The organism is Flavobacterium algicola (genome assembly GCF_022399565.1).
Lineage (GTDB): Bacteria > Bacteroidota > Bacteroidia > Flavobacteriales > Flavobacteriaceae > Flavobacterium > Flavobacterium algicola.
Genome location: NZ_JAJTUT010000001.1, coordinates 832,804 through 857,325 on the forward strand (window position 1 = coordinate 832,804; position 24,522 = coordinate 857,325).

At 33.3% G+C, this 24,522-nt stretch carries 25 protein-coding genes and 1 riboswitch; of the genes, 22 read left to right on the top strand and 3 right to left on the bottom strand.

Annotation, left to right across the window (positions count from 1 at the left end; translation table 11 throughout):
• Window positions 1-148 precede the first annotated feature (148 nt).
• Window positions 149-3,436, top strand: a complete 3,288-nt coding sequence (locus tag LXH21_RS03590; RefSeq protein ID WP_239862842.1) for a DUF2723 domain-containing protein — start codon at window positions 149-151, stop codon at window positions 3,434-3,436.
• Window positions 3,437-3,530: 94 nt separating this feature from the next.
• Window positions 3,531-4,181: a polysaccharide deacetylase family protein gene (locus tag LXH21_RS03595; RefSeq protein WP_239862843.1), complete on the top strand. Its 651-nt coding sequence runs from the start codon at window positions 3,531-3,533 to the stop codon at window positions 4,179-4,181.
• A gap of 7 nt (window positions 4,182-4,188) precedes the next feature.
• Here the strand turns inward: LXH21_RS03595 and LXH21_RS03600 are convergent, their stop codons facing one another.
• Window positions 4,189-4,485, bottom strand: a complete 297-nt coding sequence (locus LXH21_RS03600) for a thioredoxin family protein (protein ID WP_239862844.1) — start codon at window positions 4,483-4,485, stop codon at window positions 4,189-4,191.
• A gap of 73 nt (window positions 4,486-4,558) precedes the next feature.
• Window positions 4,559-5,791 carry a metallophosphoesterase gene (locus LXH21_RS03605; protein ID WP_239862845.1) on the bottom strand — a complete coding sequence of 411 codons (1,233 nt, stop codon included), beginning with the start codon at window positions 5,789-5,791 and terminating at the stop codon, window positions 4,559-4,561.
• A 491-nt stretch (window positions 5,792-6,282) separates the two neighbouring features.
• Between LXH21_RS03605 and LXH21_RS03610 the strand changes: the two genes are divergently transcribed.
• From LXH21_RS03610 to LXH21_RS03670, 12 genes are all read left to right on the top strand, one after another.
• Window positions 6,283-6,681: a hypothetical protein gene (locus tag LXH21_RS03610; RefSeq protein ID WP_239862846.1), complete on the top strand. Its 399-nt coding sequence runs from the start codon at window positions 6,283-6,285 to the stop codon at window positions 6,679-6,681.
• A 1,038-nt stretch (window positions 6,682-7,719) separates the two neighbouring features.
• Window positions 7,720-8,328: a YhgN family NAAT transporter gene (locus tag LXH21_RS03615; RefSeq protein WP_239862847.1), complete on the top strand. Its 609-nt coding sequence runs from the start codon at window positions 7,720-7,722 to the stop codon at window positions 8,326-8,328.
• Window positions 8,329-8,520: 192 nt separating this feature from the next.
• Entirely contained in the window at window positions 8,521-9,141 is a 621-nt protein-coding gene (locus LXH21_RS03620) for a hypothetical protein (RefSeq protein ID WP_239862848.1), read from the top strand.
• Window positions 9,142-9,459: 318 nt separating this feature from the next.
• Window positions 9,460-9,798, top strand: coding sequence for a TM2 domain-containing protein (locus LXH21_RS03625; protein ID WP_239862849.1), 339 nt, complete (start codon window positions 9,460-9,462; stop codon window positions 9,796-9,798).
• Window positions 9,799-9,875: 77 nt separating this feature from the next.
• Entirely contained in the window at window positions 9,876-10,214 is a 339-nt protein-coding gene (locus LXH21_RS17240) for a DUF2752 domain-containing protein (RefSeq protein WP_262916166.1), read from the top strand.
• Window positions 10,211-10,642, top strand: a complete 432-nt coding sequence (locus LXH21_RS03640; RefSeq protein ID WP_239862850.1) for a DUF4870 domain-containing protein — start codon at window positions 10,211-10,213, stop codon at window positions 10,640-10,642. The genes LXH21_RS17240 and LXH21_RS03640 overlap by 4 nt, the downstream gene beginning before the upstream one ends.
• 2 nt (window positions 10,643-10,644) lie before the next feature.
• A complete protein-coding gene (locus tag LXH21_RS03645) occupies window positions 10,645-11,445 on the top strand; it encodes a M48 family metallopeptidase (RefSeq protein ID WP_239862851.1) in 801 nt (266 codons plus the stop codon).
• Between the two features lie 44 nt (window positions 11,446-11,489).
• Window positions 11,490-11,783 carry a DUF3781 domain-containing protein gene (locus LXH21_RS03650; protein WP_239862852.1) on the top strand — a complete coding sequence of 98 codons (294 nt, stop codon included), beginning with the start codon at window positions 11,490-11,492 and terminating at the stop codon, window positions 11,781-11,783.
• A gap of 91 nt (window positions 11,784-11,874) precedes the next feature.
• Window positions 11,875-12,531: a hypothetical protein gene (locus tag LXH21_RS03655; RefSeq protein WP_239862853.1), complete on the top strand. Its 657-nt coding sequence runs from the start codon at window positions 11,875-11,877 to the stop codon at window positions 12,529-12,531.
• Window positions 12,532-12,798: 267 nt separating this feature from the next.
• Window positions 12,799-15,645 carry a DNA polymerase I gene (gene polA, locus LXH21_RS03660; protein ID WP_239862854.1) on the top strand — a complete coding sequence of 949 codons (2,847 nt, stop codon included), beginning with the start codon at window positions 12,799-12,801 and terminating at the stop codon, window positions 15,643-15,645.
• Between the two features lie 68 nt (window positions 15,646-15,713).
• Window positions 15,714-16,091 carry a hypothetical protein gene (locus LXH21_RS03665; RefSeq protein ID WP_239862855.1) on the top strand — a complete coding sequence of 126 codons (378 nt, stop codon included), beginning with the start codon at window positions 15,714-15,716 and terminating at the stop codon, window positions 16,089-16,091.
• 189 nt (window positions 16,092-16,280) lie between these two features.
• Window positions 16,281-17,126 carry a DUF2490 domain-containing protein gene (locus tag LXH21_RS03670; RefSeq protein ID WP_239862856.1) on the top strand — a complete coding sequence of 282 codons (846 nt, stop codon included), beginning with the start codon at window positions 16,281-16,283 and terminating at the stop codon, window positions 17,124-17,126.
• Between the two features lie 35 nt (window positions 17,127-17,161).
• On the opposite strand, the gene LXH21_RS03675 is transcribed toward LXH21_RS03670, so the two are convergent.
• A complete protein-coding gene (locus LXH21_RS03675) occupies window positions 17,162-18,211 on the bottom strand; it encodes a LacI family DNA-binding transcriptional regulator (protein WP_239862857.1) in 1,050 nt (349 codons plus the stop codon).
• 496 nt (window positions 18,212-18,707) lie between these two features.
• Here LXH21_RS03675 and rplM point away from each other — a divergent pair, with 496 nt between their 5' ends.
• The 8 genes from rplM to thiS all read left to right on the top strand — a co-directional run bounded on the left by rplM (window position 18,708) and on the right by thiS (window position 24,436).
• Complete coding sequence (rplM, locus tag LXH21_RS03680) at window positions 18,708-19,163, top strand: 50S ribosomal protein L13 (RefSeq protein ID WP_239862858.1); 456 nt, start codon at window positions 18,708-18,710, stop codon at window positions 19,161-19,163.
• Window positions 19,163-19,549: a 30S ribosomal protein S9 gene (gene rpsI, locus LXH21_RS03685; protein WP_239862859.1), complete on the top strand. Its 387-nt coding sequence runs from the start codon at window positions 19,163-19,165 to the stop codon at window positions 19,547-19,549. The genes rplM and rpsI overlap by 1 nt, the downstream gene beginning before the upstream one ends.
• A gap of 169 nt (window positions 19,550-19,718) precedes the next feature.
• Complete coding sequence (rpsB, locus tag LXH21_RS03690; protein WP_239862860.1) at window positions 19,719-20,540, top strand: 30S ribosomal protein S2; 822 nt, start codon at window positions 19,719-19,721, stop codon at window positions 20,538-20,540.
• A 147-nt stretch (window positions 20,541-20,687) separates the two neighbouring features.
• The gene (gene tsf, locus LXH21_RS03695) at window positions 20,688-21,650 is read left to right on the top strand and encodes a translation elongation factor Ts (RefSeq protein ID WP_239862861.1); all 963 of its coding nucleotides are present in this window, start codon (window positions 20,688-20,690) and stop codon (window positions 21,648-21,650) included.
• Between the two features lie 251 nt (window positions 21,651-21,901).
• Window positions 21,902-22,063, top strand: a complete 162-nt coding sequence (locus LXH21_RS03700; RefSeq protein ID WP_239862862.1) for a hypothetical protein — start codon at window positions 21,902-21,904, stop codon at window positions 22,061-22,063.
• A 315-nt stretch (window positions 22,064-22,378) separates the two neighbouring features.
• A complete protein-coding gene (locus tag LXH21_RS03705; RefSeq protein ID WP_239862863.1) occupies window positions 22,379-22,954 on the top strand; it encodes a DNA-3-methyladenine glycosylase I in 576 nt (191 codons plus the stop codon).
• Window positions 22,955-23,020: 66 nt separating this feature from the next.
• On the top strand, window positions 23,021-23,854 hold the full coding sequence (locus LXH21_RS03710) for a hypothetical protein (protein WP_239862864.1): 834 nt from the start codon (window positions 23,021-23,023) through the stop codon (window positions 23,852-23,854).
• 191 nt (window positions 23,855-24,045) lie between these two features.
• Window positions 24,046-24,142, top strand: a riboswitch (TPP riboswitch).
• Window positions 24,143-24,229: 87 nt separating this feature from the next.
• The gene (gene thiS, locus LXH21_RS03715; protein ID WP_239862865.1) at window positions 24,230-24,436 is read left to right on the top strand and encodes a sulfur carrier protein ThiS; all 207 of its coding nucleotides are present in this window, start codon (window positions 24,230-24,232) and stop codon (window positions 24,434-24,436) included.
• Window positions 24,437-24,522 lie beyond the last annotated feature (86 nt).

Consider the following 24,522-nt stretch of genomic DNA (forward strand, 5'->3'; position numbering starts at 1 on the left):
CAAACGACCTTTCAATATTAATCGAATAATCTATAAATCAACTATTTACCTTTTACCGCTAGTTTCCTAGAATTTTTTGTTAATCACCTTTAGTTTCCATAAAAAAACATTTTCTTTGCAAATTAAAAATATAACTAAATTTTGATACATGAATAAGGCAGCATTCAATTTCAACAAATGGAACACTATAATAGGTTGGATCACTTTTGTGATAGCATTAGTAACCTATAGTTTAACCGTTGAACCAACTATGAGTTTTTGGGATTGTGGAGAATACATAGCAACTTCTGCAAAGTTGGAGGTTGGACATCCTCCTGGAGCGCCTCTATTCCAAATGATCGGTGCATTCTTTGCCATGTTTGCCACAGACATTCAGCATATCGCACTTATGGTAAATATGACATCTGTCTTTTCTAGTGCCTTTACTATATTATTTATGTTCTGGTCGTCTACTATGATTCTAAAAAAGATGATTGGTACAGATAATGAAAACGAAATTTCACAAGAAAATTATATCGCAATACTAGGAAGTTCATTTGTTGGTGCCCTAGCCTACACTTTTTCTGATAGTTTTTGGTACAATGCAGTTGAAGCCGAGGTGTATGCAATGGCTTCTTTATTTATCGCTTTGCTTTTCTGGTTAGGATTGCGTTGGGAACAAGAAATGAATACTCCACGCGGCAATAGATGGTTGTTGGTTATTTCACTTGTGATCGGACTTTCATTTGGAGTTCACTTCATGGCGCTGCTTACCATTCCTTCTATTGGTTTATTGTATTATTTTAAAAATTACAAAACGATAACTGTCAAAAACTTCATTATTGCCAATGTAGTTGTTGTCTCTGTGTTATTATTTATATTTAAATTATTACTACCTCTTACCATGGCTTTCTTTGGTAAAAGTGAAATATTTATGGTAAACAGCTTCGGTATGCCATTTGATTCTGGTACTATCTTAGTTGCGATTGTATTAATTGCATTCTTTTACTTTAGCTTAAAATACACTAAAGATAAAGGCTACGTACACTATAATACACTTTTACTTTGCGTTTTATTTATTTTCATCGGTTTTTCGACTTGGATGATGCTACCTATTAGAGCGAATGCCAATACGGTCATAAATGAAAACAAACCATCTGATGCTGCAGAAGTTTTAGCATACTATAATAGAGAACAATATGGTGTAAATCCATTGTTTTACGGACCTCAATACACAGAAACTTTCGCAGGATTAGACCCAGACAAACCTTATTTAGACAAAGCACCTAACTACGAGAGAGATTACAAGACAGGGAAATATGTCATTGTAAACAACTATACAAATGCCGTGCAAAATAGTGATGACTACCACAAAACGTTTTTACCAAGAATGTGGAGTTCTGAGCACATCGCAAACTATATTAACTTCACCCACCCACCTGAGTTCAAAATCAACCCTAATTATCCGTATGAGCAAGATTTATCAAAATACGGAATTATTGCTGACCAAATTTCTGAGGAGGATTACAACAAAGCTATTGCGCAACTAAAAAATGAAGTTGAGAAAACGGTATCTGAATTTAGATTGGCGTATGCTCAAAAGCAAATTGACAACGATGGTTATGTGAAATTCTTAAAAAGCTATGGTGAATATTTAATTATCGAGAAACCTACTACTGCAGACAACTTGAGTTTTATGGTCGAATATCAATTTGGTTATATGTACTGGAGATACCTAATGTGGAATTTTGTTGGAAGACAAAGTGACAACCAAGGTAGATACGATACAATGGACGGAAATTGGTTGAGTGGAATTGATTTCATAGACGGAATTCATTTAGGACCCCAAACGAATTTACCTTCGGATGTTTTAAATAATAAGGGAAGAAATACATATTACTTCATTCCGTTTATTCTAGGATTGATCGGAATCATGTTTCATGCTAGTAAGGAGAGAAAAAGTTTCTATGTTTTACTAATGCTCTTTTTATTTATGGGTCTTGCTTTGAAGATTTATCTTAACGAAAGACCATTTGAACCGAGAGAAAGAGATTACGCTCTTGTTGGTTCCTTTTATGTATTTGCAATCTGGATAGGACTTGGCGTTTACTCACTATACGAAAGCTTACAAACGTATTTATCTCCAAAAGTAGCAGGACCTATTATCATTTCTGCTAGTTTGTTGGCCGCTCCGGTAATCATGGCGGCTCAGAACTGGGACGATCACGACCGATCTGATAAATACACTGCATTATCAATGGCGAAAGCGTACTTGAACTCCTGTGAACCCAACGCAGTATTATTTACCATTGGTGACAATGATACGTTCCCATTATGGTATGCGCAAGAAATTGAAAAAATTCGAACAGATATTAAGATCGTCAACACCAGCTTATTTATGACCGACTGGTACATTGATCAAATGAAGATGAAAACATATGAATCGGATGGTTTACCGATCTCATTTACACACGATCAATATGTTGGAGATAAGTTAGATTATGTCGCTTATATTCCTAAAATCGAAAGTCGCAAAGATTTAGAGACGATATTGGAATTCATTAAAGATCCAAAATCAACGGTAGGAATGCAAAATGGTCAAACGATACATTACTTTCCTACTAATAAATTAAGACTTAATATTGACAAAAATGTAATAATCAAAAACAAGGTCGTGAATCCAAGTCAATACGATTCTATTGTTCCTTATATTGATATTGACATCAAAGGAAGCGCGTTGTACAAAAACCGATTGATGATGTTGGATTTCATTTTGAATAACAACTGGAAAAGACCGGTTTACTTTAGCGGTGGTGCTTATGACGCCGAAGATTATCTTTGGATGAAAGAGTACTTACAACTAGACGGAATGGTTTATAAATTGGTACCTATTAAAACACCGATCTCAAAAGACGGAAGCCCACTGGATATGGGGCAAATCGACTCTGAAAAAATGTACAAAATCATTATGGCTTGGGATTGGGGTAATAGCGAAAGTGATAAAATTTACCATGACCCAGAAACAAGAAGAGAAAGTATCACTTACAGAACCAATCTTGCCCGTTTGATGGACAAATTGATCGAAGAAGGAAAAATAGACAAAGCTAAAAAAGTAATCGAATTAGCAATGACCAAAATGCCTCTAGATAAATTTGGATACTACTCACTAGTAGAACCTTTTGCAAAAGGATACTACCAAACAAATGACGTAGCCAAAGCGCAAGACTTGCTTAATAAGTTGATGAAGAAATACCAAGAAAACTTGAGTTACTACAGCAAATTAAATCCGACAGAGCAATCTGATATTGCAGTAGATATTATTACAGATATTGAACGTTATAGAAGCTTAATAATAGTGATGCAATCAAATGGTGATCTTGATTTTTACGAGAAGAACAGAAAAACATTTAATACGTACAACGAAATGTTCGCTCGCTTTGGCCGAGATAAAATGTAATAAAAAATAGTAAAGAGCATGAAAAAATGCAGCAAATCTTTTATAGATTGCTGCATTTTTTTGTATCTTAAAGTCACAAAGAAAATTAATGAATATGAGCTTTTATTGGGTAAAAACAAATTCGATAATTAAAAAGATTTTTTCTAAATACGTTTGGGATATTCCGAATGATAGGAAACAAATTTACCTCACCTTTGATGATGGTCCCACACCCGAAATAACTTCTTGGGTACTCGATCAATTAAAAGCGCACAATGCAAAAGCTACTTTTTTCTGTATTGGTAAAAACATTGAAGCACAACCTGATTTATTTAGAAAGATAATACACAACAAGCACGCTATAGGCAATCACACCAACAATCACCTTAATGGCTGGTCGACTACTACAGAGAATTATCTAGAAAATGTAGCAGAGTGTGCTCAAATTATTAAAAAGCAACAGATAGAAGATAGCAATCTGCCATCTACACTGTTTCGTCCGCCTTATGGAAAAGTAACTACAAAGCAGATCAATGCCTTAAAAGGACAAGGGTATAAAATAATCATGTGGGATGTACTTAGCGCCGATTTTGACGTCACTATTACAAAAGAAAAATGTCTTGACAATGTAATCTCTAACATTCAACCAGGAAGTATTATTGTATTTCATGATAGTGTTAAGGCATTTCCAAATTTGAAATACACACTACCAAAAGTATTGGATTATATTGATCAGCAGCAGTTTCAGTACGCTACATTACAATAATTAAGTACTAGAATTGCTCTTGTACAATTGCAATAATACTATTGGCATCCAACTCACCAGATTTTCTCCAGATCATTTGTCCGCCTTTGTATATCATTAAAGTAGGTAGCCCTTTAATCCTCAATGCATCTGCAAGTTCTTTATTTTTATCTACATCAATTTTAATCACCTTAGCTCTATCTCCTAAAGCAGCCGCCACATCTTTAATAACAGGGTGCATCGACAAAGACGGTTCATTCCACTCTGTGTAAAAATCGATTAACACAGGCACTTGTGCGCTTATAAGTTCTCCAAATTTTGACATAAAATCAACGTTTTAATATATAAATCTACTAAAAAAATAGCTATTAATTTACAAATGTAGCATTTTTAACCAATTATGATACTTTCTCCCCTTTTTTTAGTTCAATCACTGTAATTTCAGGCATAATTCCTACTCTTCCTGGGTAAGCATGAAAACCAAATCCGCGATTTACATACACGTAGCACCCTAGTGTTTCATACAAACCTGCCCATTGCGGGTAGATGTATTGTGCCAAGCTCCACTTAAAATAACCAGGAATCTCGATACCAAATTGCATACCATGTGTATGTCCTGCCAAGGTCAAATGGTAGTTTTTAGGATCACGTTTTAATTCATAATCCCAATGCGAAGGATCATGACTCATCACAATTTTAAAATCTTCTTGCGCAACCCCTTTTGAAGCCTTATTGATATCGCCAACTTTCTTAAAATTATGTCCCCAGTTTTCGACACCAATCAAAGCAATTCTTTGACCGTTTTTTTCAATGAAACGATTTTCATTCAATAAAAGTTCAAAATCTATTTCACCATATAAACTTTTTATTGCTTCAAAATTATCGTCCTTCTCCTTTTGTGTTTTCCAGTCAACGTACTCTCCGTAATCATGATTTCCGAGTACCGAATATTTACCATATGCAGGTTTGTGAATACGCTTAAAGGTTTCTAACCAAGGATGCATTTCTTTAGCATGAGTATTGACGATATCCCCAGTAAACAAAATCATATCTGAGTTTTGCTCGTTTATCAAATCGATAGCATAGCTAATTTTTTCGGGATCATCAAAGCTCCCCGAATGAACATCGGAAATTTGAGTAATTCTAAAACCATCAAATTCTTCTGGTAAATCTGGAAAATGAATTGTTTGCCTGATTACTTTAAAATTGTATTTACCAATCGTCATTCCGTAGATTAATGAGAAGAAAGGAATAGCTGCCAAACCCAAACCAATTTGACTCACAAAGGTTCGTCGAGCGGTCAAAAACTCCTCTGAAGAATCGCCTACAGCTGCGCGAAACATACCCGAAATCAATCGGTACATATCCTCACCAAATAACACCAAAGCCAAAATAATTTTGGGAACAAAAACCAATAACATCAAACCCATTGTAAACATGGTTTGCTTCGTCTGCCCCACCGAGCGATCAAAGCTCATCAAAGAATAGGCAATATATATGAAAAGCAGTATGCTTATAATTACATAACCAATCAACATCCACTTCCCTCTTAAAAGTGTTTTGAATGCCTGGTAGGCATAGACCTCCACAATTAATAAGAGAGCGAAGAAAAATAATAACTTAAAACCCATTGCAACAATTTTTATGCAAAATAACGACTTATAAAAGCGAAACCCTTTCTAATTAATTAAAATTTAACGCTAGTTCAACCGCTTTTATTAGTGATTTTTATGAGCAGAAGTATCGTGTTTTTTGAGAACTATCCTCCTGCTCTACACTATATCTCTTGTATGTTCTTAATCCCGATAGTTCGGGATTAAGAACATACAAGAGGATGCCGTTCCGATCAGGGCTATTGAGTAAGATTTGTACTGTTTTCAATATTTTGGTAGGAATAAATTATATATTTGGTAAAGCGATTACAGATTGCATATTATATTAATTTATGTTTATTCATCATATTTTAGGTATATACCTAAATAATTAAGCGAATGACTGAAGTCAAAAAATATGCGAGAATTTAGTAAAATTATCGCACCAGAATAAATTTACTTTAGAATAATAGGGGAGAAATTCTAATACTGAAACTTCTAAACATCAATTAATACATTAATAATCAATTATGACAGATATAAAAATAGATGAATTTCTAAAAACATTTAGAGAAGAAGATGACTTCTTATCAAATATAAATTCTAATAATTTAAATAGCGAAGATCATATTAAATTCCATGCTATGATTAAACTATTAATACATGAAAATAAGGTAATACAAAATTTTAATAAAGGTTATAGGCTAACTGATAAAGGAATTGATATTTATAAAAAAGGTGGGTGGATCAAATATAATCAATTGATTGATGAAATAGAGCGAATTGCGTTTGCTAAATCAAAAGCAGATCTTCTATTAGTTGAAAAAACTCTGGAAGAATTCCCAAAAACTAAATTCTTTGCAAGGACTGCATTTATTATTGCCATCATACTAATGTTAAAGGAATTATATACACTAATCTATAAATAAAAGGCATTGAATTAATTAAAGTTTATTTTACCAATTGTAAACATAAAATCTACAGTTTACTTACTCAAAATGCTACTTAATTTTTAAAATAACTTTTAAAAAAGATATCATCGAAAAAAAAAATGAATTTAATTTCCAAATAAAAAGTCAAAATTATTAAAATTACCAAATGAAAAAACTAATAATTAAATTTTGGCTAACTAATTTCCTGATAAGTTTTATATTATTTATCATGTACCGGATTGCAATTGCTGAATCAAATCAGCCTAATGTTGATTTTTTTGAAACTATTATGCAGTTTCTAGATATCTTATTAAATTTAGCCTATTCGTTTATATACTTAATTGCAATGCTTATTTCCTCTTTTGCACTCTTTCTAAATCTAATAAAGAAGATTCGAAATAATTTTTATCTATCATTTTTATCATTTTCAGGAATACCATTTTTTTATGCTATTTTTATTGTTTTGTTTTTATCCAAACAAGCATTATTGTTAAACCTAGTAATTATTTCAATAATCTACCTTTCATTCACTATTGCTCAATTTTTTTTATTCAGAATGAGAATTAAAAAAATACAAATTAAATAAACGAGCGCAGTAAATAACTTCTAGATGTAGATTTCCCGTACATAAATAATTTATATTTTTAAAAACTCGAGCAGTTGTAAAGGCGAGAACTAAGCAACTGTAATGCCGAATCCACTAAATCAAAAAGTGGGTATTGTACTTTACATGTCCGATGACAATAATTTTTAAACACTATAAATGATCGTCTAATGGGGCGTTAAAAATGTGGAATACCTAGTTCGAAAAAAAGAACATTTTGAACCGCTAAGCATTGTGTTCGAAAAAACAAAGATTTAAAACAAATTAAGGTGACTTTTAAGTTGGAGTAGATTAGATAATAATAGGAATTATACAATAAGCTAGCCAATATAAAATCGGAGGCCAAAAGCATTTTACATACCTTTGGCTTTTACACCAGTGCGCAATTCTTGCTCTCTAATTCAGCTAGAAAGGCACAATAATGAATACTTATGAATGATTTAGGAGGCTCTATACTATCGGCAGCAGTATTGTTATTTTTTTTAATGGATCCCATTGGGAATATCCCTGTGCTGCTGTCAGTATTAAAAGGAATCGCCCCAAAGCGACAGCGTTTTATAATCATCCGCGAACTTTCAATCGCACTTGTGATTCTGATCGTTTTTCTTTTTGCAGGACAAAATTTGCTTACATTTTTACATCTTCAGCAAGAGTCGGTTACTATTTCCGGTGGTATCGTTTTGCTAATCATTGGGCTACGGCTTATTTTTCCTCGTGAAGAGGGAGTAATGGGCATTCAGGCAGATGGAGAACCATTCATTGTACCCATTGCGATACCAATGATTGCTGGCCCTTCCGTTTTAGCAATGTTGATATTAATGACAAAAAATGAGCCTCAACATACCATTAATTGGCTTTATGCTTTATTGTTAGCATGGTCATCTAGTGCTTTAATTTTACTTTCTGCTCCTTTTATTTTTAAAATTTTAAAAGAACGTGGCTTAAAAGCTATCGAACGTTTAATGGGAATGATCTTGGTTATGATGGCCGTACAAATGTTAATAAATGGAGTCAAAATTCTATTTTTAACCAAACCCTAAATTGCTTGTAAAATTTGAAATATTCCAAATCAAAAGTGTAATGGTTCACAATTTCTTATCTTAAGGTTTTATATTAAATTTTATTCTTTGGCAAATAGTATTAGTTAAAACTATTGAAATATAAAACTATAGTTCTATGCTATGTCTAAAGTAACATTAGATATTCAAATAAATTCGTTCAATACTGCCAAGATGAAAACCTTAAAACACTTCTTCTTAAACACCATCAAGAAACCTTTGCATAGCGTTTTTACAACTTCGTCGAAAATCGAAAATTTACTTTGTGATATTGGTCAACCTGAGATTAGAGACAAAAGCATTCTCATCACGGAATATCCATTTGAGCCCTCAAGTGTATATCCTCAAAAAGAAATTTACGCAACCGCTATTTTAGCCATAAGTACTGACTTTGGAACTTGCAAAATTTATTTAAAAAATGATATTGTTTTCATTTCATCCAGTTCGAGAACTGAATTAGAATCGTTTAGGAAAAGAAACAAAATCAATACTGCAAAGCAAAGCTGGAATTGGGATTGGATTCTTGAACCATACCTAGATACCGAATTATCGCCGACACATGAAAGATTAACTCTCGAAAGATTAAAAGAAAATGGATTTACAGAAACTGAGGTGGAGGCGATTCGAAAAGAGATAGAAGATCAAATGTTAAAATATAATTTCGACACAATGCTCTGGGAATGGTGCAGCTTAGGTATTATAGATGTCTTATCTGCTATGAAAGCAAAATATAACAAACAGGATTTTAAAATCTTTTATGCCAGAGCTATTGAGATCGAGAACCGAGTAAAATAATTTGAAATTATGCCCTAGCCAAGAGTTAAATGATACTAAAATGTAAATTAATATTAAATAAAACCTTTTAAATTTTAATTAATATTTTGTAGGATAATTTTATATATTTGAAAAATATAGATATGTTACTCATAAAATTAAATTATAAATTTTCTTAGCAAACCTGCTCATCATAGTAGGGTTTAGATGAATAGCACTATTTTTTTGATTTAAGAGAAATACTAAAAACGATTATGCGTAAATATCGTTATGTTTTCTTTTAGAAAAAGTAACAGTTTATAAGACCTCAATATTTTTAAATTAATAAACACAAGTATAATGGATTTACAAAAAGTGGACATGTTCATCATGTCAAATTCTAAATTTTTCGAAAGTCATCATCTAAATGTAATTAGAGAACAACTAATCGCTCTAGATGATTCGAAATGGGTTATGGTCTCAACTGTTCAATTAAAAGATCCAACAACTATGTTGATTATTTCAATTTTAGCTGGTTCATTTGGAATTGACCGTTTCATGGTTGGAGATACAGGGCTTGGAGTTGGTAAACTTTTAACTTGTGGTGGTTTTGGAATTTGGGCAATAATCGATTGGTTTTTAATTCAAGGAGTAACTAGAGAGAAGAACATGCAAAAAATGCAACTACTTATAGGTTAATGATTATAAACAGGAATAAACTATATGCCCTGCTTTTTACAGCATGTATAGCAGGGTATATTTGGTTGTTTTTTAATATGAATGACAATACTACAGATAGCAATTTGGTAGTTGGTTGTTTAATTAAGAAAACAACAAATATGCCTTGTCCTTCCTGTGGAACTACTAGATCCGTTATACACTTGATTAACGGCAATTTAAATAGTGCTTTTATGATAAACCCATTTGGTTTTTTAATCGCTGCTATATTGTTAATTTCCCCCGTTTGGATTGCTTATGATGTTGCCACAAAAAAAGAAACTCTTTTGAGTTGCTACAAAAAAACAGAATATTACATAAGGCAACCTAAATATGGAATTCCATTGCTACTTATTGTTATTTTTAACTGGATTTGGAACATTGCAAAAGGACTATGACAACTACAAAAAAATTTCACTACGAACCCGGTGAACACGAAGCCGAAAAAGCATCAAACAGCTATTTAATGTCATTGATAGCATTTATTGCTGGTTTACCACTACCAATTGTTAACTTGATTGCCACTTTAATTTTTTATTTAGGAAATAGGAAAGGAACTTATTTTGTACGCTGGCATTGTACACAAGCTTTATTATCACAATTGTCAATGCTTTTTGTAAATAGCTTTGGATTCTGGTGGACAGTATCAATTTTATTTACAGATGAAATGATGTCAAGTAATTACATTGCCTACCTATTTACAGCCCTAATTTTTAATCTAATTGAATTTATTGCGACTATTCACACCGCGATACAAACCAGAAAAGGGATCCATGTTGAATGGTGGTTTTATGGAAGTCTAACCAATTTAATTTGCAAAGCGTAATCATGAAAAAATCAATATTACAGGGAATTGCTACAATCGTACTGTTTTTCGCTACTTGGTTTGCTTTGATGCAAATTGATTGGATCAGCGTTTTTAAAGTTCAAAAGGTAAAGGATAAGACTGAAGAAAAACTTGGCGATCTTTTTTGGGAGGTCATTCAAAAAAATGAGGTTGAAAATAAAAATCCATTTATAGTCAAATCAATTGATAGCATTGTATCTGCACTATGTGTTGCCAATGATATCGACCGCGATTTTATCAAGGTGCATGTTTTCACAAAAGATGACGTCAATGCTTTTGCAGTGCCCAATGGACATTTAATAATATACAGCGGCCTTATACAAAGTGCTGATAACCCTGAAGAACTTACTGGTGTAATAGGTCATGAAATGGCTCATATACAACTCAATCATGTTATGAAGAAACTGGTAAAAGAGGTTGGCTTGTCGGCTTTGATTACAATGACTACCGGTAATCGCGGGTCTGAAATTTTAAAAGAGACGACAAAAAAATTATCATCTTCAGCATTTGATCGAAATTTTGAAAAAGAAGCAGATATTCAAGCGGTTGATTACCTTATTAAAGCAAATGTAAATCCTGCACCTTTTGCAGACTTTTTATACAAGCTTGCACAAAATGAAAGTCAAGCCTCAGAATACCTTACATGGATAAGTACACATCCCGATTCTAAAGAGCGATCAGAATATATTTTGAAATACAGCAAAGGTAAAGCGAAAAAATTCAAATCAATTATTGCCCCTCGAACCTGGGAGAAGATAATCGATGAATTAGATAAACAGTAGCTTCGCTTTTTATGTAACAACCCATTAGCAATTACTTTATTAAGATGAGCATCGACAAATCTGAGATTATCGCGAATATCTGTTACACTGAATTGGTTTATAGCAGAATTAATAAAAAACTAAAAACCAATTTATCTGTTTTTGATATCGAGAGAAAGATACTGCATATATTAGAAGAAACGCCTCTCTCATATTTTACGAAAATCGGAAAGAATTTTTATATTTCTAATATCGAAAACAATATTAAAATCACTGTTAATTCCCATACTTACAGAGTCATTACTGCAGACAAAATTGACAAGAAGCAAATCACATTTCAAAAAACTATATTACACTAGTAAATTAAGTAGTCTATATAAATACTGCACCTAACCATTCGAATTGCATTATTTTCAAATTATAAAACTAACCAAAAAACCTATTGCATTTATGAAAAAGTCTCTCTCTTTTATTCTGCTACTTATTTGCATTTGCACTAGTGCTCAAAAAAAATCAAATTCAGATTACGGATCGTATTTGGTAGATGATTTAAAAAAACAAAAAGTGACTTTAGAGCTAGATGCCAATTATTTCTTGGTTAATAATTATTTGAATAAAATAGAGCGTGAAGAAACAACTCATTTGCCATTGACCAAAATTGACGCAACGCTGACAAACACCTACTGGAAGAATTCGCCTGTTTTAAAAGAAGCTCATGATAAATGGAAAGAAGCTGCAGCTAACGTAAGCGCCTTTGAAAAAAAGAATGCACCCGAACTTCCCGAGTTAGGCAGTCAGTTAAGGAACAAGAAAATCACAGAATCTGAGTATTTTAAAAAAAATAGAGAGATTAGAGGACAGCTTTTAAAAGAATATCCTCAATTATACCCACAACTTTCTGAAAAACATATTAGCAGTTTAAAATCAATGTGGAAACTAACAGGGCGTTATATGCTAGAAGACCACAAAAATAAATCAATGCTCTTCCCTACTTATTGGATTCCAGAAAAGGACTTAGAGATTGAAGAGAAAGACAAGAAGTACAAAGCTATTAAAAAGGAATTAATTGAGGTACAAAAAGAGTTGAATTTAAAAACTGCTAAATAGTAATATAAAATGCTATTCTCGCAGCCAGCCAGCGTGAGTGATAGTAGTGAAAAGCCCACAAATAAGTGTAGCGGTAGCGGAACTTGTTGAGGACTTGCAACGTATAGCACGACAGCAGCCCAAAAAGAAGCCTATCAACGTACGATGCATGGCTTCTTTTTGGGGTGGTGGCACGCCCAAATGATTCAGCAAAATTTGAATAATGACATGATAAAATGACTGTTTTTAAAAAGCTTTGTTTATTTTTACGGTCAAATTATTTTTATTATGTCTGCTCAAAAACGTCTTTTTTTACTCGATGCCTACGCTTTAATCTTTAGAGGGTACTACGCTTTTATCAAAAACCCTAGAATTAACTCAAAGGGTATGGATACTTCTGCCATTCTAGGATTTATGAATTCATTGATGGATGTGATTAAGCGAGAAAAACCAGACCACTTGGCTGTTGCATTTGATAAAGGAGGGAGCGATTTGCGTAACGAGCTTTTTCCTGCCTACAAGGCCAATAGAGATGAAACTCCCGAAGCAATTAAAATTGCGATTCCGTACATACAAGATTTATTAAAGGCAATGCACATTCCAATCATCGAAGTGGCAGGATGCGAGGCCGATGATTTGATTGGTACTATTGCCAAGCAAGCAGAAAAGGAGAATTATAAAGTATTTATGGTAACTCCCGATAAGGATTTTGCCCAATTGGTATCTGAAAATATTTTTATGTACAAGCCTGCCCGAATGGGGAATGGTATTGAAATATGGGGAATACCTGAAGTTCTGGCAAAATTTGAGATAGAAAGACCTGAACAAGTAATTGATTACCTTGGAATGATGGGTGATGCTGCTGATAATATCCCGGGATTGCCAGGCGTGGGAGAAAAAACAGCAAAGAAATTCCTTGCTGCTTATGGCTCGATGGAAAATCTTTTGGCGAACACCCACGAACTGAAGGGTGCGATAAAAACCAAAATTGAAGATAATAAGGAATTAGGCCTTTTATCAAAACGACTTGCAACTATTATCTTGGATTGCCCTGTAACCTTTAATGAAGAAGATTACGAACTCTCTACTCCCGATGTTGCAAAAACAGATGCGCTTTTCAACGAATTAGAATTTAGAAGGATGGCGGAGCAGTTTGACACCATCTTTAGAAAACAAGATCCTTCAACTCCAACGGAGGCCACTTCTGGAGACGATTCTAAATTATATAAAAAACCACAAACAAAAACCGAGGATCAATTTGACTTGTTCTCGACTACAGCTACCGGAGAAAACACCGATACTAATCAGCAGTCATTTTACGGTACGCTTGAGACTACTTCACACTCTTACCAAATGGTACAAGGTGATTTGGGAATAAAATTATTATTGCAAAATTTACAAAAACAGACTTCGGTTTGTTTTGATACAGAAACAACAGGACTAGATGCGCTACACGCTGAACTAGTGGGTATCTCATTTGCCTATGAAAAAGGAAAGGGATACTATGTACCTTTTCCTGAGAGCCAGGAAGAAGCACAAATTTTGGCTGAAAGGTTTGTTCCGTTTTTTGAAAACGAGGCAATCGAAAAGATTGGCCAAAACATTAAATATGATTTAAAAATTCTAGCCAATTACAATATTAAAGTTGCTGGTAAATTATTTGACACCATGATTGCGCATTATTTGATTAATCCAGATATGCGTCACAATATGGATATTTTAGCAGAAACGTATTTGAAATATTCTCCAAAATCGATAGAATCATTAATTGGTAAAAAAGGGAAAAATCAAAAGTCAATGCGCGACATTGCTCTCGAAGAGGTTAAGGAATATGCAGCAGAAGATGCTGATATCACTTTTCAATTAAAAGAGTTTTTTGCGGTAGAATTACAAAAAGCAGAAACTCAAAAATTATTTGATGAGATTGAGATTCCGTTAGTACCCGTTCTTGCCGCTATGGAAACAGAAGGTATTAATCTGGATGTTGCTTTCTTGAAGACGATGTCTACGCAAATGGCTATCGAAAGTGATGCATTAGAAAAGAAAATATATGAAACGGCTGGCGAAACATTCAACCTTGCCTCACCAAAACAACTTGGAGATGTTTTATTTGACAAATTAAAAATTGGTGGTGCCAAACAAAAGAAGACCAAAACTGGTCAATATGCTACTGGTGAAGAGGTTTTAAGCTATTTGGTAAACGAACATGAAATTGTGCGCGATATTTTGGAATGGCGCCAAATGGTGAAATTGCAAAGTACTTATATTGATGCCTTGCCTAATCAAGTAGATGTCAAAACAGGTCGTGTACATACCGATTATATGCAAACTGTAGCTGCAACTGGACGTTTAAGTTCGAACAACCCAAACTTACAAAACATCCCTGTACGAACTGAGAGAGGACGTTTGATTCGAAAGGCGTTTATCCCGCGTGATAAAAATTACACTTTGGTTTCTGCCGATTATTCTCAAATTGAATTGCGTGTGATCGCTGCTTTGAGTGGCGAAGAGAACATGATAGCAGCTTTTAAAAATAATGAGGACATACATAAATCTACCGCTGCAAAGGTTTTCAATGTTCCCCTTGAAGAAGTTACAAAAGAACAGCGTAGTCACGCCAAAACAGTAAACTTTGGAATCATATACGGTGTCTCTGCTTTTGGACTGTCTAACCAAACTAATCTATCACGCGCCGAAAGTGCTGAATTAATTGATGCTTATTACAAATCCTATCCTCAGTTAAAGTCATACATAAGCGATCAAGTTGATTTCGCTAGAGATAATGGATTTGTACAAACAATTTTAGGTCGACGCCGTTATTTAAAAGATATTAACTCACAAAATGCTATCGTACGTGGTGGCGCAGAACGTAACGCGGTAAATGCACCAATTCAAGGTTCTGCTGCTGATATCATCAAAATTGCAATGATTAATATTCACAACAAGTTAATTGCCGAAAATTGGAAATCAAAAATGTTACTTCAGGTTCATGATGAACTTGTGTTTGATGTACATAATGACGAACTTGAAAAAATACAACCGATGATTAAACACGAAATGGAAAATGCTTTTAAGCTAGAAGTTCCCTTAGTAGTTGACCTAGGAATGGGGAAAAATTGGCTAGAAGCGCATTAATTTCATCTATCGATTCACATTTGTTGTAATGCTTTTGATGCTAAACGATTCTATTAAATGACTTTTATATGACAGACGATTTTACACCACCTATAAAATCTAGATCACTGGAACAGTTACGAGAAATTATAGATGCGCCCGAGAATTGGAATTCTAAAGCAATTAGACTTGCTAATGAAGAACTATATAATCGAAAAGTAAGTGGTGGATTAGTTACTCCTAATATAGAAATTAAAGAAAAGATAGTTGAAAACGCATCAAAAGCTACCGAAAGTTATTCTGTTCTAGATCCTTTTACAAAACCCAAAACATTTTTATATGAGCTATTGTTTGTATGGAATTATAACAAAAGTGGATATTTTCTCAAAGCAAGACAACTCATAACAATTCGATTAATAATAATAGTATTCGTCATATTTATCTGGAGTCTACTGAGAATAAAATAATTTATTTTTATTTATCTAATTTTAAAAAACAACAGCCTTTTTATCAAACAAAGAGGCTTTTTTTACGGCTAGTTTTTGAGAAAATCTAGAGTTTGTGTTTAAATTACACTTATTGAGATAGGTTTATTTAAAAATTTATAACAATTAAGTATAATTACTGACCAATTAAGATGAATCTAAATCCTATTTTTGCAGAAATTAATCTTTAAACCTATTACCAAATTGAGAACTTTCAAAAACGCGCTTAATCTTAGTCTATTGCTAGCTGCCACTACCTTTTCTTGGGCACAAAATAGCACAAAAGTAGATCAAACAAATGTTTGGCTAAGCTATAACGGAAACCATAAACTGACTGAAAAATTTGGACTTCATACTGAGTTTTTATTACGTCGAAATGAAGTCCTTCAAAACCCTATGCAGACTATGTTTCGATTTGGGGTTGATTATCATATCAATAAAGATGTTATGGTTACTGCGGGTTGGGCACATGTAGAAACTGCAGCTTATGGAGATTTTGCAGAACATGTCCCTTCAAAATACAATAATTACAAATTTAATGAGCAGCGTATTTGGGAACAATTACAACTTAATCACAAAAATAGTGGTCGCTTTATTTTTGATAGCCGTTTTAGACTAGAGCAAAGATGGACACAATCTTTCAAAAACTTTGGAACTACTTTGTCTCCTGAATATTTAAGATATGATGATCCGCAAGAAGGATATTGGAAATTGAGACACCGTGTTCGTTACCGTTTTAGAACACAAATTCCGCTTACCAGTGCCAAGATGGAAGACAACACTTTGTTTCTAGCAATTGCAGATGAAATTTTTGTTAACGTAGGCGAGCGTGTAGCAGCAAATGTTTTTGATCAAAATAGATTATCTGCCGCTTTCGGATGGCGTTTTAGCAAAGAATCTAATATCCAAGTAGGATACTTAAATCAATTTATAGAAAAAGGTGACGGAATAAGCAGAGAAAACAATCATACTATAACTGTAGGATACGTTTACAATGTTGATTTTACGAAAAAGTAAATTATCTAATCCAGCTTATTTAAAAAAAACCATTCTTATTTATTTCGAATGGTTTTCTTTTTTGTGCGAGAGGACTCTCTTTCTTTTAATTTCGTTTTAATGATTACAGTTTCATATGGTGGTTCAATTTCAGACTCATCTTCCAAACGATCGATAAGCAGTTTAGCAGCTACTTCACCAATCTCAACTCCGTGCTGACTTACCGTAGTCAAGCTAGGCGATAATCTTCTAGATGCCAAAATACCATCGGCAAAACCAACAATAGACAAATCATCAGGAATATTATATCCTTGTTTTAAAGCCACTCGCAATGCAGCAACCGAATCATTTTCATCCAAGGCGAAAACAGCATCAATAGTATTGTTTGCAAAAATAGCTTCAATTTTAGATTTCATATCTTCTTCACAATCTGTTCTCAAGATAATGTTCTCATTCACCGGAATTCCGTTATCGGCCAACGCCTTTAAATATCCCTCCGTTCTTAACTTCCCAACACTTAGGTTTTCTATAGACGAAATTAAAGCAATATTTCTACAACCTAATTTTATTAATCGTTGCGTCACATTTAGACCAGAGTCAAAGTCATCTACGATTACTTTGTCGCAATCAATTTCGTCAGCAATACGATCAAACATCACAATTGGAGTTCCTTCATTTATAATATCAGCAAAATGCGAATAGTCTTGTAGCTTTTGTGCTTCCTCAGAAACCGACAATATAAAGCCATCGATTGTTCCGTTACTAAGCATTTCCAAAGTATTTACTTCTTTAACGATAGATTCGTTTGATATACATGTAATCACATTATATCCCTTTTTATCTGCAACCTTCTCAATACCGCTAAAAACCTTGGCATAAAAAGAGTTAAGTATATTAGGTATAATAACACCAATTGTTTTGGTTTTCCTGTTTTTTAGGTTCAATCCAATAACATTTGGTTTATAATTTTTAAGTTTTGCATACTCTTTAATCTTAACCTTAGTCAATTCACTTATTTCAGGACTATTGTTAAGGGCCTTAGAAACAGTCGAAACAGATACATTTAGTTCTTTTGCAATTTGCTTAAGAGTTGCTTTTACTTTCATAATTACTATTTATTTAAATTCTTAAAACCGAGAAGTATCGAATAATGAATACTGGAACATTATATCCTTTATTGACAATTACAATCTCTAATGCAATTTCAGTACTATGCAGAACAGATTTCCAATTCAATCATATTGCTACTCCTTTCTTATATAGGAGCACGATTTACCTCCTCAAATATTCACCTAATTACTAATAATCGAGTTAAAATAAACTAACTAAAAGTGTTGAATATAGATTCTAAAGCGCAAGATAATGAATTAAACAACACCATAAAAAACACAAAAATAGTTCTTAATTAAATTTAACAATTTAGACAAATGACGTCTGGAAAACAAAAAACCAAACCTATAGTAAAGGAAATAAAATAGACAATTGATAATCAGACAAAACCACAAATAAAATAATCATTTAAGCTATTTGTATTTAAAATAATTAATTGTACTTTTGCAACCCCTTTTATGGGGATGGAATGTTTAATTAAAATTTATTATTGTGAACGCATTAAGCTACAAGACAATTTCAACAACAAAAGCTAACTCTGTAAAAGAGTGGATTGTTGTAGATGCAGATGGTCATAACTTAGGTCGTCTTGCTTCAAAAGTCGCTATGATTTTGAGAGGTAAGTACAAGCCAAGTTACTCACCACACGTTGACTGTGGAGATAACGTAATCGTTATCAACTCAGAAAAAATCAACCTTACAGGTAAAAAAATGGATGACAAAATTTACATGCGTCATACAGGTTACCCAGGAGGACAAAGAACTTTAACTGCTAAAGTATTGCAAGCAAAAAACCCTGCAACCTTGGTAGAAAAAGCAATAAAAGGAATGTTACCTAAGAACAAATTAGGAGCTGAACTTTTTAGAAATCTAAATGTAGTTGTTGGAACTGAGCACAAACAAGGAGCTCAAAAACCAAGAACTGTTAACCTAAACGATCTTAAGTAATGGGAGTTATTCACAAAATCGGTAGAAGAAAAACCGCTGTTGCACGTGTTTATGTTTCAGAAGGAACAGGAGTAATCACTGTAAACAAAAAAGAATTCGCAACTTACTTCCCAACAGCTACTTTACAGTACAAAGTTATGCAACCAATGTCTATGACAGAAAATGCAACTAACTATGATGTAAAAGTAAATGTTTACGGAGGTGGTTCAACTGGACAAGCAGAAGCTGTAAGAATGGCATTAGCACGTGTTATGTGTGAAATCAATGCTGAAAACAGACTTGTGTTGAAACCAGAAGGGTTATTGACAAGAGATCCAAGAATGGTTGAACGTAAGAAATTCGGTCAGAAGAAAGCTCGTAAGAAATTCCAGTTCTCTAAACGTTAATATTACCTGTCTTGTTCAATATGTTCAAGACTTCGTTTATTTATTGAATTTAAAAACAATGTTGTTGTTGTCCCGTTGAGGCGGGAAATTAGTTTAGCATCTAAATGAAGCCAAAAGCCAAAAGCTCGAGGAACATTGCTAATCAACAGAACGTAAACTAAACAAAAAAATGTCAAACAAAGTAGAAGTAAAAGACTTACTAGAAGCAGGTGTTCATTTTGGACACATGACTAGAAAATGGGATCCAAATATGGCTCCTTACATTTATATGGAACGTAATGGTATTCACATTATCAATCTATATAAAACTGCAGCAAAAATCGAAGAAGCTAGTGAAGCTATGAAGAAAATTGCTGCATCAGGTAGAAAAATATTATTTGTTGCTACCAAAAAACAAGCTAAAGACATCGTAGCTGAAAAAGCTGCTGCTGCAAACATGCCTTACATCACTGAAAGATGGCCTGGTGGAATGCTAACTAATTTCGTAACTATCCGTAAAGCTGTTAAAAAAATGGCTACTATTGATAAAATGAAAAAAGATGGTACTTTCATGACACTTTCTAAGAAAGAGCGTTTACAAGTAGATCGTCTTCGTGCTAAATTAGAGAAAAATTTAGGTTCAATCGCAGATATGTCTAGATTACCTGCTGCTTTATTTGTAGTAGATATCAAAGCTGAGCACATCGCAATAAAAGAAGCTCAAAAATTAAACATTCCAGTTTTTGCAATGGTTGATACAAACTCTGACCCACGTGAGGTAGATTATGTTATTCCTGCAAATGATGATGCTTCTAAATCAATTGATAAAATTTTATCTTTAGTAACTGCTGCAGTTATCGAAGGACTTTCTGAAAGAGGTTCTGAAAAAGAAGGTGAAGCTGCTGAGAAACCAGCTGCTGCTCCTGCTGCAAAAGCTGTTGCAACTGAAGCTGCTCCAGTAGCAGAAGAAGCTGCTCCGGCTGCACCTGCTGCACCTGCAACTGAAGAATAAATCAAATAGTTAATTCCAAAACTAAATTTCCAAATTCCATATAAAAAGTCAACTATAAATTGATGATTTAATAAAATTGGAGTTTGGGATTTTAGGATTGGAATTTCTTTTTTTACATAAAAAAATAATCTCAAAACATACAAAGATATGGCAACAATAACTGCTGCAGACGTAAACAAATTAAGACAAACTACCGGTGCTGGAATGATGGACTGCAAGAAAGCTTTAGTTGAAGCTGAAGGAGATTTCGATAAAGCTATTGAAAACCTTAGAAAAAAAGGACAAAAAGTTGCTGCTAATCGATCTGACCGTGAGTCTAGTGAAGGAGCTGCTGTTTCTTTTATCAATGCAGACAAAACTAAAGGTGCAATCATTACTTTAAACTGCGAAACAGATTTCGTTGGTAAGAATGAAACTTTCGTAGCTTTAGCTAAAGAATTAGTTGAAAAAGCGATTAACTTCTCTTCTAAAGAAGAATTTTTAGCTTCAGAATTCAACGGAATGACTGTTGCTGAAAAATTAATCGAACAAACTGGTGTTATCGGTGAAAAAATCGAAATCGGTGGTTTTGAAATATTAGAAGGTGAATATGTTGGATCTTATGTTCACGTTAACAAAATTGCTGCTTTAACAGCAATCTCCGCACCAGTTGATAACGCTGATATTTTGACTAAAGACGTTTCTATGCAAGTTGCTTCTATGGGAGCTGACACATTATCTTACAAAGATTTTGATCCAGCATTTGTTGCATCAGAACTTGAAGCTCGTATTGCTATCATCGAAAAAGAAAATGAAGAAGCAAAACGTTTAGGAAAAACATTAAAAAATGTTCCTAAATATATCTCTTTCTCTCAATTGACAGAAGAAGTATTAAAACAAGCAGAAGAAGATGCTAAAGCTGAATTAAAAGCAGAAGGTAAACCAGAGCAAATTTGGGATAAAATTGTTCCAGGTAAAGTACTACGTTTCATTTCTGACAATACAACTTTAGATCAAGAAAAAGCTTTGTTAGATCAAAACTTCATCAAAGATGACAGTAAGAAAGTAAGCGATCACGTTAAGTCATTCAATGTTGAAATCACTGGTTTCAAAAGAGTTTCTTTAGGATAGTCTATTTTTGTCGACCTCATTATCAAAATATTAAGTCCCATTCGCTAAGCGAATGGGACTTTTTTTTGTACTTAACTTTAAAATTTATACTCATTTAAAAAAGAAATAAAACAAACAAAACAACTCAATATCGCAATCAAAAAACACAAATTATGCACTTAAACTGAAATTTAAAACACTTCAACAAGTAAATTTTCAAATGAAATAACATTGAGTAATTTTACCAATAGATAATTCAAATACATAACATTATGAAAAGATTCTTATTATTATTCGGAATAGTGTTAGTTGCACTTACAATAGCCAGCAACACTAAAAATGAGGCAAAAAAAACTAAGAAAGTTAGCACTACGCAAAACGTTCAAGCTAACAAAGCAGCTACTAATACTGTAGCAATTAGCGTTAAAAAGTAGTACGCTAATTAACTTAGTCTGTTGTTATGAAAAAGCTGCAACGCGACTTATATGCAAAGCACAAAGTAGTCTAGAGAAAAAATTTACCTAAGTGAATCTTACTTAAAAAGATAACATTTATTAAATTTACTAATATCAAAATCTCATAGTAATTAATTTGACTACTATGGTTTATTTTAAACTACTTTTTTCATAAGAAACGGTATGAAGTCACACCATGGCAGGCTTATAAACGGTGTGACAAAAAACAACTTAATATATCTTACAATGATCATCTATTGTTTTTAGTATATTTGATTTACTAAATTCGCTATGATGGAAGAAAAAATAAGATGTACTTGGTGTTTATCTTCAAATTTATACAAAGAATACCACGATAAAGAATGGGGCAAACCTGTCTACGATGACGCTACCCTATTTGAATTTTTATTACTCGAAACGTTTCAAGCTGGATTGAGTTGGATTACAATTCTCAATAAACGAGAAAATTTTCGAACAGCTTTTGACCATTTTGATTACAAAAAAATTGCGGCTTACAGTGATGCCAAAATCTTGAGTTTACTTGAAGATTCTGGCATCATACGCAATAAACTAAAAGTTAATTCAGCAATAACCAACGCGCAAGCATTTATGAACATCCAAGAACAATATGGTAGCTTCTCTACTTATATTTGGAATTTTGTTTATGGTAAACCAATAGACATCCTACCCGTCACAAATAGAGACGTTCCAGCTACTACTCCACTTTCTGATACAATTAGTAAAGATTTAAAAACAAGGGGGTTCAAATTTGTAGGTTCTACAGTCATTTATGCATTCCTGCAAGCTACTGGAATAGTTAATGATCATACTCAGGAATGCTGGACAAGAAATGATTTAAACATAATTTAACGTATTGATTTATTTTTCTGACAGAAAATACAGTATTTTCGTCTGATTAATTGTAAATAAGTTAACATGAAAAAAATTACTGTACTTCTTAGCCTTTTTTTATTGACTATTATTTCTTGTACTTCTTCTGAAGAGGCTACACAAAGTCAAGATTCTACCTTTCTTCCCAAAAAGTATATTGATAGTAATGGATCAACAACTACGGAATTCAATGTATCCTACAATAATAATAAAATAAACGAAGCAGTTAGTAGTGCTGGCTCCAAGTCTGTCTACACCTACACGGAGGATTTAATTACTAATGTTACTGTCTACCGCGGGACGAAGGTCGAAATCAGTAATGACTATAGCTATAACAACGGAATCCTTAAAAGCAATATAAAAATAGTTTATGATGCAAATTCTACGGTTGCTTCTAAAACAAAATATGAATATACGCCAAAAACTGATGGTTCAATTCTAGAAGAAAGTTACACTGTAGACGTTACCAATGGAACAGAAACAAAAACTGAAAAAAGCACAGTTTACACTTTTTCAAACGACAATTTAACAAAACAAATTGACACAAATATAGGCAGCTACTTTGACGGTGTAAAAAATGTGCCAACAACTACTGAGTATATTTACGAAAATGAATATGATACACAAAAAAGTCCAGAAACAAATATTCTAGGTATAACTAAAATTGATTTCACAAGTCCGACAGCTTCTAGAAATAATAGTATTAAGAGAATAATTTCTCAAAAAATAATTACTCCTACTACCACTAGCACAACTATTTTATCAACGACAGACTATTCTTTATCGTACGATAGCATGGGGTATTTAACACAAAAAACTAGTACCTATCTAGACGGAAACAAAACAGTAACATTAAAAACTCAGGTTTATTACAATTAGTTTATCGTTTTAAAATTACAAACCTAATGGGTTACTATAAAAGCGCAACACGCTCTTTGATAGTAACCCATTACGTTATAAAACAAGCAATTATAAATATAAAACAGATAAAAAAAGTAGAAAAAATCGAAAGACAATCAATATTTAACTTGAAAATTTCAATTTAGAACCAAATAAACCACTACATTTGTATTTCACTTTAGGGGTGTCTACAACATGTAGGCTGAGATTTTACCCTCTGAACCTGATCTAGTTCATACTAGCGTAGGGAAAAGTAAGATGACTTCCATAGTCCCATTTTTCGGGGCAATCGTAGCCATTCCTAAGGTATAGAAGCACTCTAGTGTTTTGTCAAATATCTAAAACTAAACAGGAATGGAATTAAAAATCAACAATCAAATTAAACAATTCGAGCAAGACGTTATAAACGTTCAAGCTTTACTTGACCTTGAAATTCCGCTTAAGCAAAACGGAATTGCCATTGCGATTAATAATACCGTTATTCCAAAATCTCACTGGAATAGCCAGCCCGTACAAGAAACTGACGACATTCTAATTATTTCTGCAACACAAGGGGGATAATTTTGATGGCTTTGGGCTTTGGGCTTTGGGCTTTGGGCTTTGGGCTTTGGGCTTTGGGCTTTGGGCTTTGGGCTTTGGGCTTTGGG

Excerpts from the sequence above, each read along its gene's own strand:
- LXH21_RS03600 (WP_239862844.1), bottom strand. The coding sequence starts at position 4,485 with ATGTCAAAATTTGGAGAACTTATAAGCGCACAAGTGCCTGTGTTAATC.
- LXH21_RS03615 (WP_239862847.1), top strand. The coding sequence starts at position 7,720 with ATGAATGATTTAGGAGGCTCTATACTATCGGCAGCAGTATTGTTATTT.
- LXH21_RS03640 (WP_239862850.1), top strand. The coding sequence starts at position 10,211 with ATGACAACTACAAAAAAATTTCACTACGAACCCGGTGAACACGAAGCC.
- rpsB (WP_239862860.1), top strand. The coding sequence starts at position 19,719 with ATGTCAAACAAAGTAGAAGTAAAAGACTTACTAGAAGCAGGTGTTCAT.
- rpsI (WP_239862859.1), top strand. The coding sequence starts at position 19,163 with ATGGGAGTTATTCACAAAATCGGTAGAAGAAAAACCGCTGTTGCACGT.
- polA (WP_239862854.1), top strand. The coding sequence starts at position 12,799 with ATGTCTGCTCAAAAACGTCTTTTTTTACTCGATGCCTACGCTTTAATC.
- LXH21_RS03665 (WP_239862855.1), top strand. The coding sequence starts at position 15,714 with ATGACAGACGATTTTACACCACCTATAAAATCTAGATCACTGGAACAG.
- LXH21_RS03700 (WP_239862862.1), top strand. The coding sequence starts at position 21,902 with ATGAAAAGATTCTTATTATTATTCGGAATAGTGTTAGTTGCACTTACA.
- LXH21_RS03590 (WP_239862842.1), top strand. The coding sequence starts at position 149 with ATGAATAAGGCAGCATTCAATTTCAACAAATGGAACACTATAATAGGT.
- LXH21_RS03655 (WP_239862853.1), top strand. The coding sequence starts at position 11,875 with ATGAAAAAGTCTCTCTCTTTTATTCTGCTACTTATTTGCATTTGCACT.
- LXH21_RS03620 (WP_239862848.1), top strand. The coding sequence starts at position 8,521 with ATGAAAACCTTAAAACACTTCTTCTTAAACACCATCAAGAAACCTTTG.
- tsf (WP_239862861.1), top strand. The coding sequence starts at position 20,688 with ATGGCAACAATAACTGCTGCAGACGTAAACAAATTAAGACAAACTACC.
- LXH21_RS03605 (WP_239862845.1), bottom strand. The coding sequence starts at position 5,791 with ATGGGTTTTAAGTTATTATTTTTCTTCGCTCTCTTATTAATTGTGGAG.
- LXH21_RS03705 (WP_239862863.1), top strand. The coding sequence starts at position 22,379 with ATGGAAGAAAAAATAAGATGTACTTGGTGTTTATCTTCAAATTTATAC.
- LXH21_RS03645 (WP_239862851.1), top strand. The coding sequence starts at position 10,645 with ATGAAAAAATCAATATTACAGGGAATTGCTACAATCGTACTGTTTTTC.
- LXH21_RS03610 (WP_239862846.1), top strand. The coding sequence starts at position 6,283 with ATGACAGATATAAAAATAGATGAATTTCTAAAAACATTTAGAGAAGAA.
- LXH21_RS03675 (WP_239862857.1), bottom strand. The coding sequence starts at position 18,211 with ATGAAAGTAAAAGCAACTCTTAAGCAAATTGCAAAAGAACTAAATGTA.
- LXH21_RS03595 (WP_239862843.1), top strand. The coding sequence starts at position 3,531 with ATGAGCTTTTATTGGGTAAAAACAAATTCGATAATTAAAAAGATTTTT.
- LXH21_RS17240 (WP_262916166.1), top strand. The coding sequence starts at position 9,876 with ATGAATGACAATACTACAGATAGCAATTTGGTAGTTGGTTGTTTAATT.
- thiS (WP_239862865.1), top strand. The coding sequence starts at position 24,230 with ATGGAATTAAAAATCAACAATCAAATTAAACAATTCGAGCAAGACGTT.
- LXH21_RS03710 (WP_239862864.1), top strand. The coding sequence starts at position 23,021 with ATGAAAAAAATTACTGTACTTCTTAGCCTTTTTTTATTGACTATTATT.
- LXH21_RS03650 (WP_239862852.1), top strand. The coding sequence starts at position 11,490 with ATGAGCATCGACAAATCTGAGATTATCGCGAATATCTGTTACACTGAA.
- LXH21_RS03625 (WP_239862849.1), top strand. The coding sequence starts at position 9,460 with ATGGATTTACAAAAAGTGGACATGTTCATCATGTCAAATTCTAAATTT.